This is a genomic window from Allomuricauda sp. NFXS6, assembly GCF_040148835.1.
GTDB lineage: Bacteria > Bacteroidota > Bacteroidia > Flavobacteriales > Flavobacteriaceae > Flagellimonas.
Window position 1 is genome coordinate 343,442 of sequence record NZ_JAGEMG010000001.1, and the last position, 15,370, is coordinate 358,811.

Consider the following 15,370-nt stretch of genomic DNA (forward strand, 5'->3'; position numbering starts at 1 on the left):
TTAAAATTCAATGTTTACACCCATGGTAATTGTTCTAAACAATGGGTATGATTTACCCGGACCATAATATCCGTGAAGTCTTTCCGGGTCAAAGTTCTCATCAATGGGCGAAAAGGTCAGTAGGTTTTCTCCACTAACATAAACTCTAAGCCTGCTAAAGCCTATAGGATCCAAAACAGTACTCGGTAGGGAGTAGCCCAACTGAAGGTTTTTCAATCGCATATAGGAAGCATCTTGCAAAAACCTTGTTTGCTGTTGTTGATTTTTCCTGATTTCGCCCGTTGCATACGGTCTCGCAAAATAGGCATCCGTATTTTCGGGTGTCCAATAGTCCAGTGTTGTTTCGAACACTTGCTGGGTCCAACTTCCCGTAAGACCATAAAACGGAATGTCACCCAACGAAACTTCTCTTTTGGCAATCCCCTGCCAAAACATATTGAAATCGAATCCTTTCCAATCGAATCTGGTAGTAAATCCAAAGGCATAACGCGGTGTTGTATTTCCTATCCTTCTTAAATCTCCTGGGTCTTCGATGGTATTTTCCCCTTGGGAGATCACACCATCTCCGTTCAAATCGGTATATTCAATATCTCCGAGGTTCCAGTTTCCGCCATAGATGTAAGTCGTCTGGTCGGCCATATTGTTCAATTGTTCATCACTTTGGATAATTCCTGCGGTAGTGTACCCCCATATTTCACCAATTTCTTTGCCTGGGTAATAGCCCCAAATATTGTTGGTTGTACTGTTGTATTTGGTAATCTTGGAAAAGTTATCCGATAAATTGAATTGTAGTGAGTAATTGAACTCTTCGTTAATGACATCGTTCCAACCTAAGGTCAATTCAAATCCTTTGGTAACCATATCTGCATTATTGGTCACTGGGACACCCACTCCTAAAATGGAGGGCAAAGCTTCTGCCGGACCAACCATATCCATGGTCTTTCTTTCGAACCAGTCAAAACTAAGATTCAAACGATTCTTCAACATCGTCACATCCAAACCAAAATCCAAGGTGTTAGCTGTAGCCCAGGTTAGATTATTACTGACCAATCCAGGTGCAGTCATATAATTGGGTCGCTCCCCATCAATAATATACCCCAGATTGGTACGAATGGGAACTTGTGCATAAAAGAGGTAATTTGAAATTTGCTGATTCCCGAGTTCTCCATAAGAGGCTCTTAGCTTAAGGGAATTTATCTCTTCAACCTTAAAGAAGTTTTCCTTGGCAATATTCCAACCAGCAGATACCGAAGGGAAAAAACCCCATTGATTTCCCACAGGAAATTTTGACGTTCCATCGTATCTGGCATTTGCCTCAAACAAATATTTGCCCTTGTAATTGTAGTTTACCCGGCCAAAAAAACCAATATTGACCCACTCATCAATTGAATCGGATGTTTGTCTAATACCAGTGCCCGTATTCAAGGACGGTATGGCGTCAGTAACCAAATTGGGAACATATCCCGATATAGCATTACGGGTATAATCTTCTTTCTGGCCTCCGAGTAGCACATTAAAATAGTGTCCGCCAATGGTTTTATCATAAGAAGAGAACAACTCTAAACTTTCATAATCCCTTGATGCATTTGTTTTGCTCACAGAATTGACGGACTGAATATCGTATGGGTTTCCATCCGTATCATGCGCCTGTAAAACAGCCTGATGGGCGTTGACTTCTGTCATTAATTTGGAGTACGAGTACCGTGCAGTGGTTTTCCAATCTTTTACGGGCTCAAATACCATGGTTCCCATCAATTTTAATTCATCCTCCCTAATCTTACGTCTTGATCCTTCAAAATATTGGATTTCCGAGGTCCACAAAGGATATCCATTAGGATCGTACAGTGGCCAGTGTGGCTGTCTCGTATAGGTAATATGAAAAAGGTCACCTGTCTGTGCAGAATAATCATAAGGTTCGTTGGTAAAACCTCTATTGTACAGGGTTTGAAAGCTAAACTTGAGTTTCTCGTTCAAATCCGTATTAATATTGGCCAAAAGATTGTACCGTTTGTAGTTATCCTGTCCTATCTCATAAATCCCATCTTGGTCCAGGTAGCCCAAAGAGATGCGATAATCTGTGTTGTCTCCTCCTCCACTTACCGCAAAATCGTGTTTTTGACTTACCATGGAATCACTGTAGTACGCATCAAAATAATCCACATTTGCGTTACCCAGTCCATAACTCCAACGCGAAGGATCTCCGGGCTCGGGAACTGTAGTCGGAATACTCCCTGGATCGGAAAGGTATTGTCGTATTCTATCCATCTGGTCTGGACCAAAAATCGGGTTCATTCCTGAGTTGGCCGCAGCTGCATTTACTGTTTCTGCATAAAGCAGGGAATTCACTGTTTTTGGAAAAACTGTCTGGGCGTTGTTAGATACCGAACTATTTATACTAACAGTGGTCTGTTTTCTAGAGCCTTTTTTTGTGGTCACCAAAATGACCCCAAAAGTTGCACGTGCTCCATAAATTGCAGCGGAAGCCGCATCCTTCAATACCGAAATTCTCTCGATATCAGTCGGGTTGAGAAGATTCAAATCTCCTTGAACACCATCTATAAGGACCAGCGGTGCTGCTCCACCATTGATATCACCAAGTCCTCGGATTTGAAAGGCAGAACCTTGACCGATTCTTCCCGGTGAACCAGGGTTGGTAGTAACATTCAGGTTGGCAACAGTTCCCTGTAAAGCTTGCCCGGCATTTTGCACAGCCCTGTTTTCAAGGACCACGCTAGAGGTCTCACCAACGGCGCCCGTCAAGTTCTCCTTCTTCTGTACACCATATCCAACAACAACGACCTCATCCAGTTTACTGGTACTTTCCTCCATGGTCACATCAATGACATCGTTGGTAACCTCAACACGCTGAGTGATCATCCCCATATAGGAAAACACAAGTACGTCCCCTTCATCCGCTTCTATCGAATAATTACCGTCAAAGTCAGTCTGCGTACCATTGGTTGTTCCATCCACCAAAACATTGACCCCTGGCAGTGGGTTCCCGTCAATATCTTTGACAGATCCCGATACCATTTGTTGGTAATTATTGTGTTCCGTGTTTTTTTTAGGTTTATCATCATCCGTCTTGGGCAAGGAACGCTTGAGTATAATCTGTTTTTTGAAAACCTCATAGGTTATGGGGGTTTTCGAAAAAAGTTCTTCCAAGATTTTGGAAATACGTTTGTTTTTTACGTTGATGGAGACCTTTTTGGCATATTCAACTTCGCTGTCGTTGTACAAAAACTTGAACTGCGTATTGGACTCTATTTCCCTCAATACCTTTTCAACACTTACATTGTCTAAATGCAAAGTGATCTTGGTGTTCTGGGCATAAGAACTTGCCTGAACCTGAAAAAGGGAAATGATAAAAAGATAGACGGTCAATTTCATTTTAAGGTCTAACTTCAAGTATAAGGGGGGCATGCCCCTTAACATCGAAAGGATTTTCATATCTTTGTTCTGTATTAAGATGATTTAACATTTGGTTTAAATCACTCTTTTATCCGATCGGGAAATGTGTCCGCATTTTCCGATTTTTTTCTTTCAGAGTGATGGTTATTTATATTCTAAGGTTCACTTCATTGACGCTTAAATTTTTTGTGGTTAATAAATATTGATTTGATTGTTTTCAATATCATAATGGAAACCGTAATTTCTTTTGAACGACTCCAAAATATCTTCCATGGATTCGATTTTAACATCAAATGTCGCCGTGAAGGTTTCTTCTCCCAGTTGTGCGTTATTATTCGTAATAGACACATTATACCATCGTGCCAATTTTTTGATGATGTCCTTAAACTTCATGTGACTGAACACCATTCTTCCTTTTGTCCATGCAGTATGGATACTTGTATCCACTTCTTTTACCGAGATATTTTCCTCCTCCTTGTTCCATTCCCCCATAAATCCAGGCTCCAATATGGTATGCTCCTCCCCGTTTCTTTTCCGTGAACTTTTGTACAGCCCTACGGAACCTTCAAGCAAAACTGTATTTATGTAAGCATCTTCAGGATAGGAAGAAACAACAAATTGAGTCCCCAGCACTTGGATACCCAAATTATCCGTATTCACTATAAAGGGTTGCTTTTGTTTCTTTTGGACATCAAAAAAAGCCTCGCCCTCCATAAAAACCTCCCTGTTTTCACCTTTGACAAACCTCACAGGATACTTCAAGGACGTCCCTGCATTCAGTTGCACTTGGGTTCCATCGGACAGAACAAGCTGAAATGTTTTTCCATAGGGAACGGTCAATTTATGGTATACTTTAGATTCATTGGAATCATCAATACTGCCATCCTGCGTTTCTCCCTGGGTATAATCAAGCTGATCGGCATTTTGCAACCCAACTACTTTTCCTTTGCTGTTCTTAAACTGTCTATTATCGGATTTTGTCAGTTTTTCAACAGAACCATTTTCAAGTTCCAGAGTAATGGACTCCTGTTTGATCGATGAATCATTTCCGTCCTTTGGGTAATTTCCAATCAGAAAAAAATATGTACAGCCAGCAATACCGGCAAAAACCGCGGCAATTTTGACCACTGTCCCCAAATACCTAAGTTTCGAGTCATTTACCGTAGTTGCTTTTAATTTTTCCCAATCCTTTGCATGTGTTTCATCAACATCTTTTTTTAAACGACTTCTTTCAAGCCAATGGCTGGGCTCTGCCAATTTCCGCATAATGTATTCACGCTCGTCCTGATTCAGCTCCTGCGAGGTATCCACCTTATCAACCCTTCCTCGCAGTAGGATTGTTCTGGCCAATCTTTTGGCCAGTTCCATTAGTTTGCCGAAATCTCTTAACATAAATTGTTTAATTACTGTCTTTTATATAAAGACGATGGAATTTGAATTCGGGGTTAAGTATTTTTCTTTTTTTATGGCAAAAAGATATGGGCCATTAGTGCGATGTGTTCCCGAAGTTGGAAACGGAGCTTACGATATGCGATTTTTTTCTGGGCTTTTACAGTGTTCAAGGTTATTTTTAGTTCATTGGCGATTTCCCCATTTTTATAGCCCAATAAACTAAGTTTAATTATTTTCTTACATCTCAAGGGCAAGGTATCTACCGCATCGTCCACCAATCGTGCTGTTTCTTGCAAAACAAGCTCGCTTGAAAAAAAAGAATCGGTTTCCATACTTTGTATAGCCTCTACGGACAAATCACATTTCGATTTATACCGTTTGCTCTTTAATACATCCAATGACCTGTTCTTTACAGCTGTGTACAAATAAGATCTAACGGTATGCTTACTTTTAAAAACTGTCTTTTGGTTCCAAACTTTGATGAATATTTCCTGTACGACATCTTTTGCCATTTCAAGATCGTTCAAGTAGCGGTTGCAAAACAAACAAAGTGAAACGTGATGTGTATCAAAAAGAACCTTGTATTCTTTGGTAGTTAGGCGGTATGTTTTATTGGCTTTCAGTTTTAAGGGGTTATTTAGACTGTACACTATTAAACTCCGCCGTTTATGCAACAAAAAATAGGGCAATCAATGACCGCCCTATTTCAAACTAACTAAACGACTTAACAATTATGTAAACATTTACGATGCTAGGTAATTTCAGTATACCATTATGTTTGTTTCCTCTCATAACACTACTAAGACGACCATAAGTTGAAATAGGGTTAAAAATTTTTAAATAATTTATGTTCCAGCACGTCACCACGTGTTTATCCATATCAGAATCCCTTTTGGAAAATAATCCTATACATGCAATTAATCCCATTATGGGCTGAACTCCCTGCCCAGACACATCATCATTTAAGGCACATTGAAAACCATCTCTTTTCTTGGACAAAAGCAAATGCTCGATATGGTTTGGGCCCAACGAACATAAAATGTACAAACAAGGCTTAATAAAAGAGAATTGAGGTCGGGGGCTGAACATATAGTAAGATCAAGGTTTTCAAACACAAGATAACTTACCATACCTTCAATAAAAATACGTACCCCAGTACGATTTTTACGTAGGGGTACGTATTTCTGGCTTATGATTATAGTGACAATATTAAATCCTTATACTTGGAAATCCAGGAAGCCCATTGGTCTCCGCCACCCACTTCCAATTTTTGGATGATATTGCTTCTATGCTTCTGGACTGTTCGCAAGGAAATCAACAACTCCTCGGCAATTTCCTTGGACGTTTTTGACTGGGCCACCATTCTAAGAATGGTGCGTTCCGAAGAAGACAGTAGTTTTAGTTTTTTTAGCTGTGGATTAATGGTTGTTTCTACCATTTGTTCAAAGGTTTTGCTAAAGTATGTTTCCCCAGCACTTACCTTTAGGATACACCTTTCCATTTCCAAAAAAGGTTCTTCTTTAAGTAAATAACCACTGATTCCCAATTGTTTGGCCCTATAAACAAGCCCTTCCTCCTTATGGGAAGTAAGTAGGATAAAACGGGTAGTACAGCCTGCATCCGTTGCCTTTGTTATCACTTCTATTCCAGAAAGCATGGGCATTTGAATATCCAAAATAGCAATATCGGGTCTTAGGTCCAATAGTTGTTCCAAGGCTTCTAGGCCATTGGTTGACTGAGCAATCACATTATATCCTTTGGATTCGAGCTCATCAACCAATCCTTTTAACAACAAAGGATGGTCATCGGCCACCAATATGGTATGTGCATTATGCATTTGTAATGGGGATATGGGCATTAATAGATGTTCCTCTATTCTTTGTGGTCCGGATTTGAACATTACCGTTCATCATCTGGATTCTTTTTTCCATGGTTTTGAGACCCAGGCCTTGACCCTTATGTTCTTCATCATAGTCAAAACCTATTCCATTGTCCGTAATCAGTAATTTGACACAATCTGTCTTCTTAATAATCTCAATCAATACTTCGGTCGCTTGTGAATGCTTTACAAAATTGGTCATGGCCTCTTGTACAAATCTGTAAAAGTTAACATTTTGCTGTTTTTCAAAGCAATCGTCTATCGCGTCCATTTCCAAAGTAAAAATAATATTGTACTTCTCATCAAAAGTATAGATTAACTGTTGTATGGCTCCGGTTATTCCCAAGTTTGCCAATGCAGGGGGAAGAAGCCCTTTTGCTACCATTCTGACTTCCTCCAAGGTATCTTGGGACAGTTTCAACAGTTCTTTTTGTTTGGTATCCCTTGCTTTTTTTGACATCAAGGTCAGTTGTTGCCCAACGCCATCGTGCAACTCCCTTGCGATATATTCCTTTTCCCTTTCCTGTTGCCATAACAAATCTTGTGAATATTTTTCGGTAAGTTCTTGCTCCTTTTTGGCAAACCGACGATTTCTGTACAACCATAAAAAACTAGATCCGCCAACAAGCATCACACCACCAAAGATCATCCAATAGGTCTTTTCCTTATTTTGTGCATCGAGAATTTTAATATCCTGCTTTTGACGTGCAATCTCCATATCCTTCTTTTCTGCTTCAAGTTCGGTTTGAATAAAAGCGAATCTCCTCCTAGCGGTTACATTGTTAACAGAGTCTTTCATCCTTGCATAATTTTTAAAGTGCCGCAGGGATTGTGGCAAATTATTCATTTTCTCATAGATATTGGACAACAACAACTCAGAGCGCATAATATTTTGGGCTTCCAAAGTTCCCTTTACACCTTTATGGGCTTTTTGGGCATACCTTTCTGCTTGAGTAAGTTGGTTGTTGGCCAATGCATTCCAACTCATGGCCAAATGATAGTATGTTTCTAAAAAAGGGTTGTTAATATGAGGACCTATCTTGGAAACAAGCTCCCGTTTATATAAGTCCGAAGTATCCCGTATCCCGTTCCTGGCATAAGTGGAAACGGCATAGGAAAGGGTCAATATATCCACTATGCCCTGTATATCGGATTCATGGTTCCTCACTTGAAGAGCCATTCGAATTTGATGGAGCTCTTCGGCAAAGTCATTTTTAAGGTTGGCCTCATTACAGGCAGCTAAACGCGCCATGGCAACCACCTGATACTCTTCCATGTCCGTTCCCTTTTCGAGTACCTCCCTTCGGGCCTTTTCAGCTCTATCATACAGCCCATTTTTACCATAGAGTTGTGCCAAACCATTCTGCGCCCACAAATACATCAGTGTATCCCTTTGATGGGCAAATATTTTCTTGGCCTTTTCAAAATAGCCCACACTCTGGGAAATCTTGTTTACCTTGTCACTATTTTCACCTGCTTTTAAATAAGCGTAACCGAATTCATATAAGGAGGAGTCCTTTTCCTTTTCCATGAACTGGATTCCCTCATCCAATATGTCCAAGGATTTTTTATAATACTGCATAAATGTTGCCGCCTCAGCATAGGTAATATAAAACAATGATATTTGCTTTTCATCACCATTATATTGGACAAAAGGCTGATAGTTCTCCAAAATCCCGAATGCCTTGGTATGGTTAATGGATTCGTAAATATAATAGCCCCCTAATGCATTTGTGAACAACAAGGCTTCATTCCATTGTTCTTGTACCAATGATGAATCTCGATACTGAAGAAAAATATTGGCAATACCATCGTTGTTCAACCGTCCATCATCAAGTAATTCCCGTAAGTGATTCACTTTTGCTTCAAATGTTGCCATTGAATCCAAAATGACCGACACATTATCATGGTCTTCCCTTGTTTGGGAACTACATATTTCGGAAACCAAACAAAAAACTATGATCAGTATGGGTATGGGGAATTTATACACAAGCATAAAAATACCACTAATACATAAACTTTTATGAGCGTAAACTCAAATATCTTTTGCTGCTTATCCTGATGGTTTTGACCTGCTCATCCAGTATACCCATCGGATGCATCATGGGCTTAATTTATATTTGAAATAAAATCATATCTCAAAAAAAATTCATGCGTACCACCAGTATAAGGGCGGATTCCCGATACCGGGACTTCGTAGGCATATCCCAACATCAACTTTTTCCCTATCATAAAGCTTCCCAAGCCACCAACGGCATTATAACTATTAAAACGATAGTTGGCCCCTATCATAAATCGGTCATGAAAACTGACATTGGCCCCGGCATCGATGGAAACCGGTGCAGCATCCGTCAAAATTACCATGGACCTTGGCTTCAATGTGATGGAATTGGCAAGTGGAAAATCGTATCCTGCCGTAACATATAAATTGGATCTGTCCAAAACCCTGAAGGATGTGTCGGTGTCCACTATATAATCCACATTGAACATTTGAGGTACGGATACTGCCACATACCAGCGTTTTCCATATAAAAAACTTCCCACCCCCACGTTTGGCGACCAACTGTCCGAATACGAATTAAAATAGGGATCCGATTGCACATCAGGCCTGTTCAATAGTTCCGGACTCAAGGAGTAATGAGTAAAGCCCGCCTTGATTCCGAAAGCTAAACGAGTAGTTCTACCTACTTCAAGCGAATAGGAGAAATCACCATAGAGGTAATCAAACTTTTCTTCGCCCAAGGCATCACTAACAAGTGAGAGCCCCAACCCTACTTTTTGATTGCGCAAAGGGGTATGTGCCGAAAACATTTGTGTTGCTGGGGCACCCTCGAAACCACTCCACTGGGACCGATGCATCAAAATGGCCGATAATCCTTTTGTGCTTCCTGCAAATGCAGGGTTGATACTAACGGGATTGTACAAGTACTGTGTAAATTGTGGAGCTTGCTGTGCCACGGTAAATTGATGGCACACAACCACCACGATTATCAATAATATAAACTTCCTCATCCTCATCTTTTATTTTGTGCCAATGTAGATACTTCCCTTAATGGGTTTCGTATTGGAGTTCAACACCTGTATCACGTAGAAATAGGTTCCCGAAGACAGTTTACCTTGGTTATTGCCTCGTGTACCATTCCAATCGTTTTCATAATCATCCGACTTGTAAACTTGCTGGCCCCAACGATCAAAAACCATTAGTGATATTTTATTTCCATCTGTATCGGATCCTTCCACAATGAAGTAATCGTTATGTCCGTCATCATTCGGGGTAAGCAACTTGGATACCTCCATTCTTGATGCTTCATCCGTTCCACAGGCATCTTCCTCCCTTACCTCAACAACCACCTGGTTGACGCACATTCCTGCTTGTTCGGTATAGGTAAAAGTATACGTCCCTATCTCCATGGTCGATGGGTCGATTACAGAGCCGTTTATATTGACCGAACTGCTTTGGGATTCCCAGGTTCCATCCCCTACCTCACCTTCAATTTTTTCGTAGAGATCCAAAACGGTTTCGGTAATGCAAACCGATATATTTTCATCAATGCTTATCTGTGTTGGTAGCACGGAGATATGTTGTTCTACACGACTTTCGTTTCCTTTGGAATCGGAAGCTATCCAGTAACGCTCAATGAGATATCCTTCTCCTGAAATGGTCTCATTTTGACCATATTCAATTTGAACCTCTATATCACAATTATCCTCAAAAACCAGATTTGGGATTTCTGGCACTTGATTGCAATACACCGTAAGATCCGTATCCAATGCTGAAATCAACTCAGGAGCCATGGTATCCTCAACGATCAAGTGCTGTGTTTGTGTACTGGTGTTCCCAGCTTCGTCTTCGTAGGTCCATGTGACCACCGTGGTTCCTTGCTGTGTGATGGGCAAAACAGCGTCGTGCGAAACTGTTACCGCACTACTGCAATTGTCCGTGGCCGTTGGGGCCGTTAGACTGCTTATCTTACATTCATCGGCAATATCCGCTAAACTCGCCTGGTCGGGAACTGGTGCCTCCGTATCTGCAATGATCACATGCTGTGTTTGCGTACTGGTGTTCCCGGCTACATCTTCGTAGGTCCATGTGACCACCGTGGTGCCCTGCTGTGTGATGGGCAAAACAGCATCGTGCGAAACTGTTACCGAACCGTTGCAATTATCCGTGGCCGTTGGGGCCGTTAGACTGCTGACCTCACATTCATCAATAACATCGTTTAAACTCGCCTGATCGGGAACCGGTGCCTCCGTATCTGCAATGATCACATGCTGTGTTTGCGTACTGGTGTTCCCGGCTGCATCTTCGTAGGTCCATGTGATCACCGTGGTACCTTTGGCCGTAATCGGCAAAGTTGCATCATGGGTTGCTGTTAGCAAACCGCTACAATTGTCTGTGGCCGTTGGGGCCGTTAGACTACCAACCTCACATTCATCGGCAATATCAGGTAAATTCGCCTGGTCGGGAACCGGTGCCTCCGTATCTGCAATAATCACATGCTGTGTTTGGGTACTGGTGTTACCGGCTGTATCTTCGTAGGTCCACGTTACCACAGTAGTACCTTGGGCCGTAATCGGCATAGTTGCATCATGGGTTGCTGTTAGCAAACCGCTACAATTGTCTGTGGCCGTTGGGGCCGTTAGACTACCTGCCTCACATTCATCGGCAATATCCGGTAAATTCGCCTGGTCGGGAACCGGTGCATTTGTATCCGCAACAACCACATTTTGTGTTTGGTTACTGGTGTTCCCGGCTGCATCTTCGTAGGTCCATGTGATCACCGTAGTACCTTGGGCCGTAATCGGCAAAGTTGCATCATGGGTTGCTGTTAGCAAACCGCTACAATTATCCGTGGCCGTTGGGGCCGTTAGACTGCTTACCTCGCATTCTGCATTTACATCTGATAGATTTGCCAAATCAGGAACTGGAGCCAAGGTATCCTCCACGGTAACAGTTGCCGTACATTGGACACTTACCCCATTATTGGCCGTTACGGTTAGTATCACTTCATTCGTTCCTAGGTCTGAACAATCAAATTCTGTAACATCGAGGGTAAGTGTTATTCCATTATCCTCATCATAAGAGCCGTTATCTATTTCTTCAGGGCCTATAATCACCCTACCGTTTGCATCTAGCGCTACTATAATATCCTGGCAAATGGCCACGGGTGCCCTGTCTTGTAACTCATAGGCGCCCATATCAACAATACCACCATTGACATAGTCGTAAATGCGCTTATTTCCAGCCAAATCGACTGCCGCTTCGGGTGCCCCTAACGATACCACAAAATTATTGTTCCCAGCATTTATGGCAGGACTAGTAGCCTTCACCCTATAATCATGGTCCACCACATCTTCAAACTCTGGATCTACCGTCAGATTTCGACTTTGCATCACATCTCCAGAAACAGTTCCATTATATGCCAATGAACTATACAGGCGTGCATATCCACCATCCAGATTGATATGGCCATTGGTACCGGTATTATCGGATAGAATAGAGTTCGCCACCAACAGAGTCCCATCACTTAAATGGATACCACCCCCAGTGGCAGCTGTATTATCGCTCAGGGTGGAATTTATAATTTCAACTTCACCGGATTCACATGAAACAGCACCTCCAGCAGTGGAGGCAACATTATCATACAGCAAGCAACTTATCAATTTGGTATCACCGGTAAAACTGATCACGGCGCCCCCCACACCATTGATGCCATCACTAAAGGCAATATTATCGTGCAGTATGCTATTCTTTAAAAGAAAGCTGGCATTTTGGTTTATATAAAGCCCTCCCCCGGTTCGGCCAATGGCCACTTGACTATTGTCCGTAGGATCATCCGCATAGGAATACGCAATGATAAGTCCATCCAAAGTCACATTAGGAGTCGTTACCGTTACTATGGTATGGCTGTCCCCGGCATCTGCCATATCATTCCCATTGATATCCCCACTTAACAGGGTCGGCGCTGCGTTCCAATTCCGTTGGTCCGATGAAGTTTCATTTCCGGTAAAGCCTCCCAAAAGGGTCACCCCTTCGGGAATGACAAAAGAATCATATTCGGATGTTCCCGGTTTGTAGGTACCCTGGGCCACCCATATTTCCGTTAACCCACAATTCGCAGACAAAGTTAGTGCATCTTGTAAATCGGTATATGCGTCGTTCCAAGAGGTTCCATTGTTTGATCCCGTCGCGTTCTCATCCACATAAACAATACCTGAACTGCGATCATAGGAATCTACCACTGTAACCGTGGCTGTGGCCGAAGCCGAATTATAACCGTCATTTACCGTTAAGGTAACCGTATGCGTTCCCGCATCGGCACAGGTAAAATTGGTTTTGCTCAATGTTCTGGTAAATGTGGTGTAACAGCCATTGGCATCTATACTGTTATCGTCTATATCTTCAGGTGTTAGGGTTGCGCGCCCATTGGCACCCAGATAAATGGTCGCCGATTTTGTATTTACTATAGGTGGTGTATTCTTGTTAATCTGGTACACGTAATTATAGGTAGCCGTATTCCCATATTGGTCGGTCACTTCAATAGGCACCAAAATATTGGTCCCAATATCGGCACAGGTTGCCGTACGGGTACTGGCCACAGCGGTATAGCTGTCACAATTATCCGAGATATCAAAAGGGCCTTGTGGTGTTAGTTCCACAGAAGTACTCTGCCCCATTTCAATAAAATTGGTCATCGCAAGCATAAAGGGAGGGGTATTGTCCACTACGGTTACATTGGCCGTACAAGTAGCCCCATTGCCCTTTCCATCAAGAACAGTTAAGGTAACCGGGACGGTACCAACGTCATCACAGGTAAAGGTGGTTTGTGATAGGGACATAGATGCCACATAAACATCATCATAAGACCCTGCATCAATATCGGCAGCCGTTATGGTAACGGTACCATCGGCCAATAAGGGATTTTCCGGATCAAGGGACACTGTAATATCACTACATACTGCCACAGGGGGCTGTTCATCATAAATGACCCTGTATTGTATATAACCAGTAACTGGAGCAATAGTCGTTCCTCCTTCTGTCTCCACTAAATCTTGTACCATATTAAGGTTGCCATACGATTGTCCGCCACCGCCGCCACGTTCCAAATCGCCGCCGCCGCCGCCATAATAACCAGCGCCACCGCCGCCAGAGGCCCCTTTCCCAATATATTGATTTGAGCATTTGGGTGAAGGTCCAATCGGATGGCCATAAAATATTCCGCCAGCCCCGCCACCGGCCCAGCCCGTACCTCCACGATTGATATCATTAACCACTATTTTTGTACAATTAGGGTTAAATAACCCTCCCGAACAATCTCCCTCATATACAATAGTTGGTGGATGATAACCTCCGGCACCACCTCCATTGGGTGAACTTCCCATAACTTCCAATTCAAATAACACTGCTGATTCAGGTGGGCTATATAAACTGCCCCCGCCCCCTGAAAATGGATGAAAAGTAGTCTCTACACCATTAATTAAGCCTCTATGAGCTACCCCGCCACTTCCATACGAAATAGCATCATCCACTCTTAATCCATGCGAATTACAACTATTTTTTCCATTTCTTGCTATGCCGCCACCATATCCATGGGAAACCAGAGCTTCGATTGCTGCTCCCCCACCACCACCTGCTGCAACCGCTATGGGATTAGTAGATTGTCCATATGGAGTTATTGCCGTAGCACCGCCGCCGCCGCCGCTGGCGGCAACATCATGAACATCGGATTCTCCACGAGATCCTATATAAAATTGGAGCCGGTCCCCTGCATTTTCACTGGTAATGGGCAAGGTAAACCGTACGGTCCCCCCTTCTCCTCCCTGTCCTATTTTCTGGGCTACCAAACCTTGCCAAGTGGCACGTCCGCCGTCCCCCCCTTTAAGGATGAACTCCACAGCTACCGCCCCGTCTTCCAATGTTGGCAAATAACCGTCCATGGTGGCCCGGGTACGTGGATGTCCACCTCCCTCGTAGGGCAAAGGAGTCCATTCGCTATTGGTCAAGTCTCCTATAGAGGTATGGGGTCGATTAACGGTTTGTCCGAACAGGCTCGTTGAACATAAAACCAATAAGACTAGTGCAATCGAGATTGATTGAAAAGATGATTTGGGCATGTAAAAATGTCTTTATGCTTTCGCGCCGCAAGTTATACCCGTATAAAATCAATTAAAATACGCACCCATGTACAAAATTTACGTAGAGGTACGTAGATAGTAAGTGGTTTCACACAAAAGAATATCCAAATGGATAATTGATAATCGAAAATGTAATTTCAATATGAATCCTGCAGCAATGGGTATTCTGCTTAAGGTACGTCCATCTATCCTTCTATAACAAGAGGACTAGTGGGATATGCTTAATTCTCCCAAGATTTTAGTATCTCTTATTATGAACTAGATAAAACTAAAATCTTCTAAATTAAAGTCTGAGGATTTCTAGAATAGAAAAATGGGCAATACCAAAAACGGATAACATTGATGTAAATCGAATCAAAAGTTGGCAAACAAATTGTTGTTTTTTTTGATAAAAATGAGGTGTTTGGGGTCTGTAAATTAAACTCTGAGAACCTATGAACCATAAGATTCCTAATCACCATTGTAATGGAACGCTTTTCTATTAAGCAAAAAATCAGAAAAAAGTTGATTAGTCCGAATCCTATAACGAACATTCCTTCCTGATAGACAGAA

Annotated in this window: 7 protein-coding genes; all 7 read right to left on the reverse strand. The window is 42.3% G+C overall.

From position 1 onward, the window contains the following. The gene (locus J4E06_RS01570; protein WP_349522291.1) at nucleotides 1-3,390 is read right to left on the reverse strand and encodes a TonB-dependent receptor; all 3,390 of its coding nucleotides are present in this window, start codon (nucleotides 3,388-3,390) and stop codon (nucleotides 1-3) included. A gap of 213 nt (nucleotides 3,391-3,603) precedes the next feature. Beyond that, on the reverse strand, nucleotides 3,604-4,803 hold the full coding sequence (locus J4E06_RS01575) for a FecR family protein (RefSeq protein ID WP_349522292.1): 1,200 nt from the start codon (nucleotides 4,801-4,803) through the stop codon (nucleotides 3,604-3,606). A gap of 71 nt (nucleotides 4,804-4,874) precedes the next feature. Beyond that, on the reverse strand, nucleotides 4,875-5,453 hold the full coding sequence (locus J4E06_RS01580; RefSeq protein ID WP_349522293.1) for an RNA polymerase sigma-70 factor: 579 nt from the start codon (nucleotides 5,451-5,453) through the stop codon (nucleotides 4,875-4,877). Between the two features lie 545 nt (nucleotides 5,454-5,998). Continuing rightward, nucleotides 5,999-6,640: a response regulator transcription factor gene (locus J4E06_RS01585; protein WP_349522294.1), complete on the reverse strand. Its 642-nt coding sequence runs from the start codon at nucleotides 6,638-6,640 to the stop codon at nucleotides 5,999-6,001. Continuing rightward, on the reverse strand, nucleotides 6,633-8,561 hold the full coding sequence (locus J4E06_RS01590) for a tetratricopeptide repeat-containing sensor histidine kinase (protein ID WP_349522295.1): 1,929 nt from the start codon (nucleotides 8,559-8,561) through the stop codon (nucleotides 6,633-6,635). Before J4E06_RS01590 ends, J4E06_RS01585 begins: the two co-directional genes overlap by 8 nt. A gap of 230 nt (nucleotides 8,562-8,791) precedes the next feature. Beyond that, nucleotides 8,792-9,694 (reverse strand): PorP/SprF family type IX secretion system membrane protein, encoded by a 903-nt coding sequence (locus J4E06_RS01595; protein WP_349522296.1) that lies wholly within the window; start codon nucleotides 9,692-9,694, stop codon nucleotides 8,792-8,794. A gap of 9 nt (nucleotides 9,695-9,703) precedes the next feature. After that, nucleotides 9,704-14,797: an HYR-like domain-containing protein gene (locus J4E06_RS01600; RefSeq protein WP_349522297.1), complete on the reverse strand. Its 5,094-nt coding sequence runs from the start codon at nucleotides 14,795-14,797 to the stop codon at nucleotides 9,704-9,706. Between the last annotated feature and the right edge of the window lie 573 nt (nucleotides 14,798-15,370).

What these genes read in the sequence shown, in the direction of transcription:
- J4E06_RS01570 (WP_349522291.1), bottom strand. Translation starts at nt 3,390, where the DNA reads ATGAAATTGACCGTCTATCTTTTTATCATTTCCCTTTTTCAGGTTCAG.
- J4E06_RS01575 (WP_349522292.1), bottom strand. Translation starts at nt 4,803, where the DNA reads ATGTTAAGAGATTTCGGCAAACTAATGGAACTGGCCAAAAGATTGGCC.
- J4E06_RS01585 (WP_349522294.1), bottom strand. Translation starts at nt 6,640, where the DNA reads ATGCATAATGCACATACCATATTGGTGGCCGATGACCATCCTTTGTTG.
- J4E06_RS01590 (WP_349522295.1), bottom strand. Translation starts at nt 8,561, where the DNA reads ATGGCAACATTTGAAGCAAAAGTGAATCACTTACGGGAATTACTTGAT.
- J4E06_RS01595 (WP_349522296.1), bottom strand. Translation starts at nt 9,694, where the DNA reads ATGAGGAAGTTTATATTATTGATAATCGTGGTGGTTGTGTGCCATCAA.
- J4E06_RS01600 (WP_349522297.1), bottom strand. Translation starts at nt 14,797, where the DNA reads ATGCCCAAATCATCTTTTCAATCAATCTCGATTGCACTAGTCTTATTG.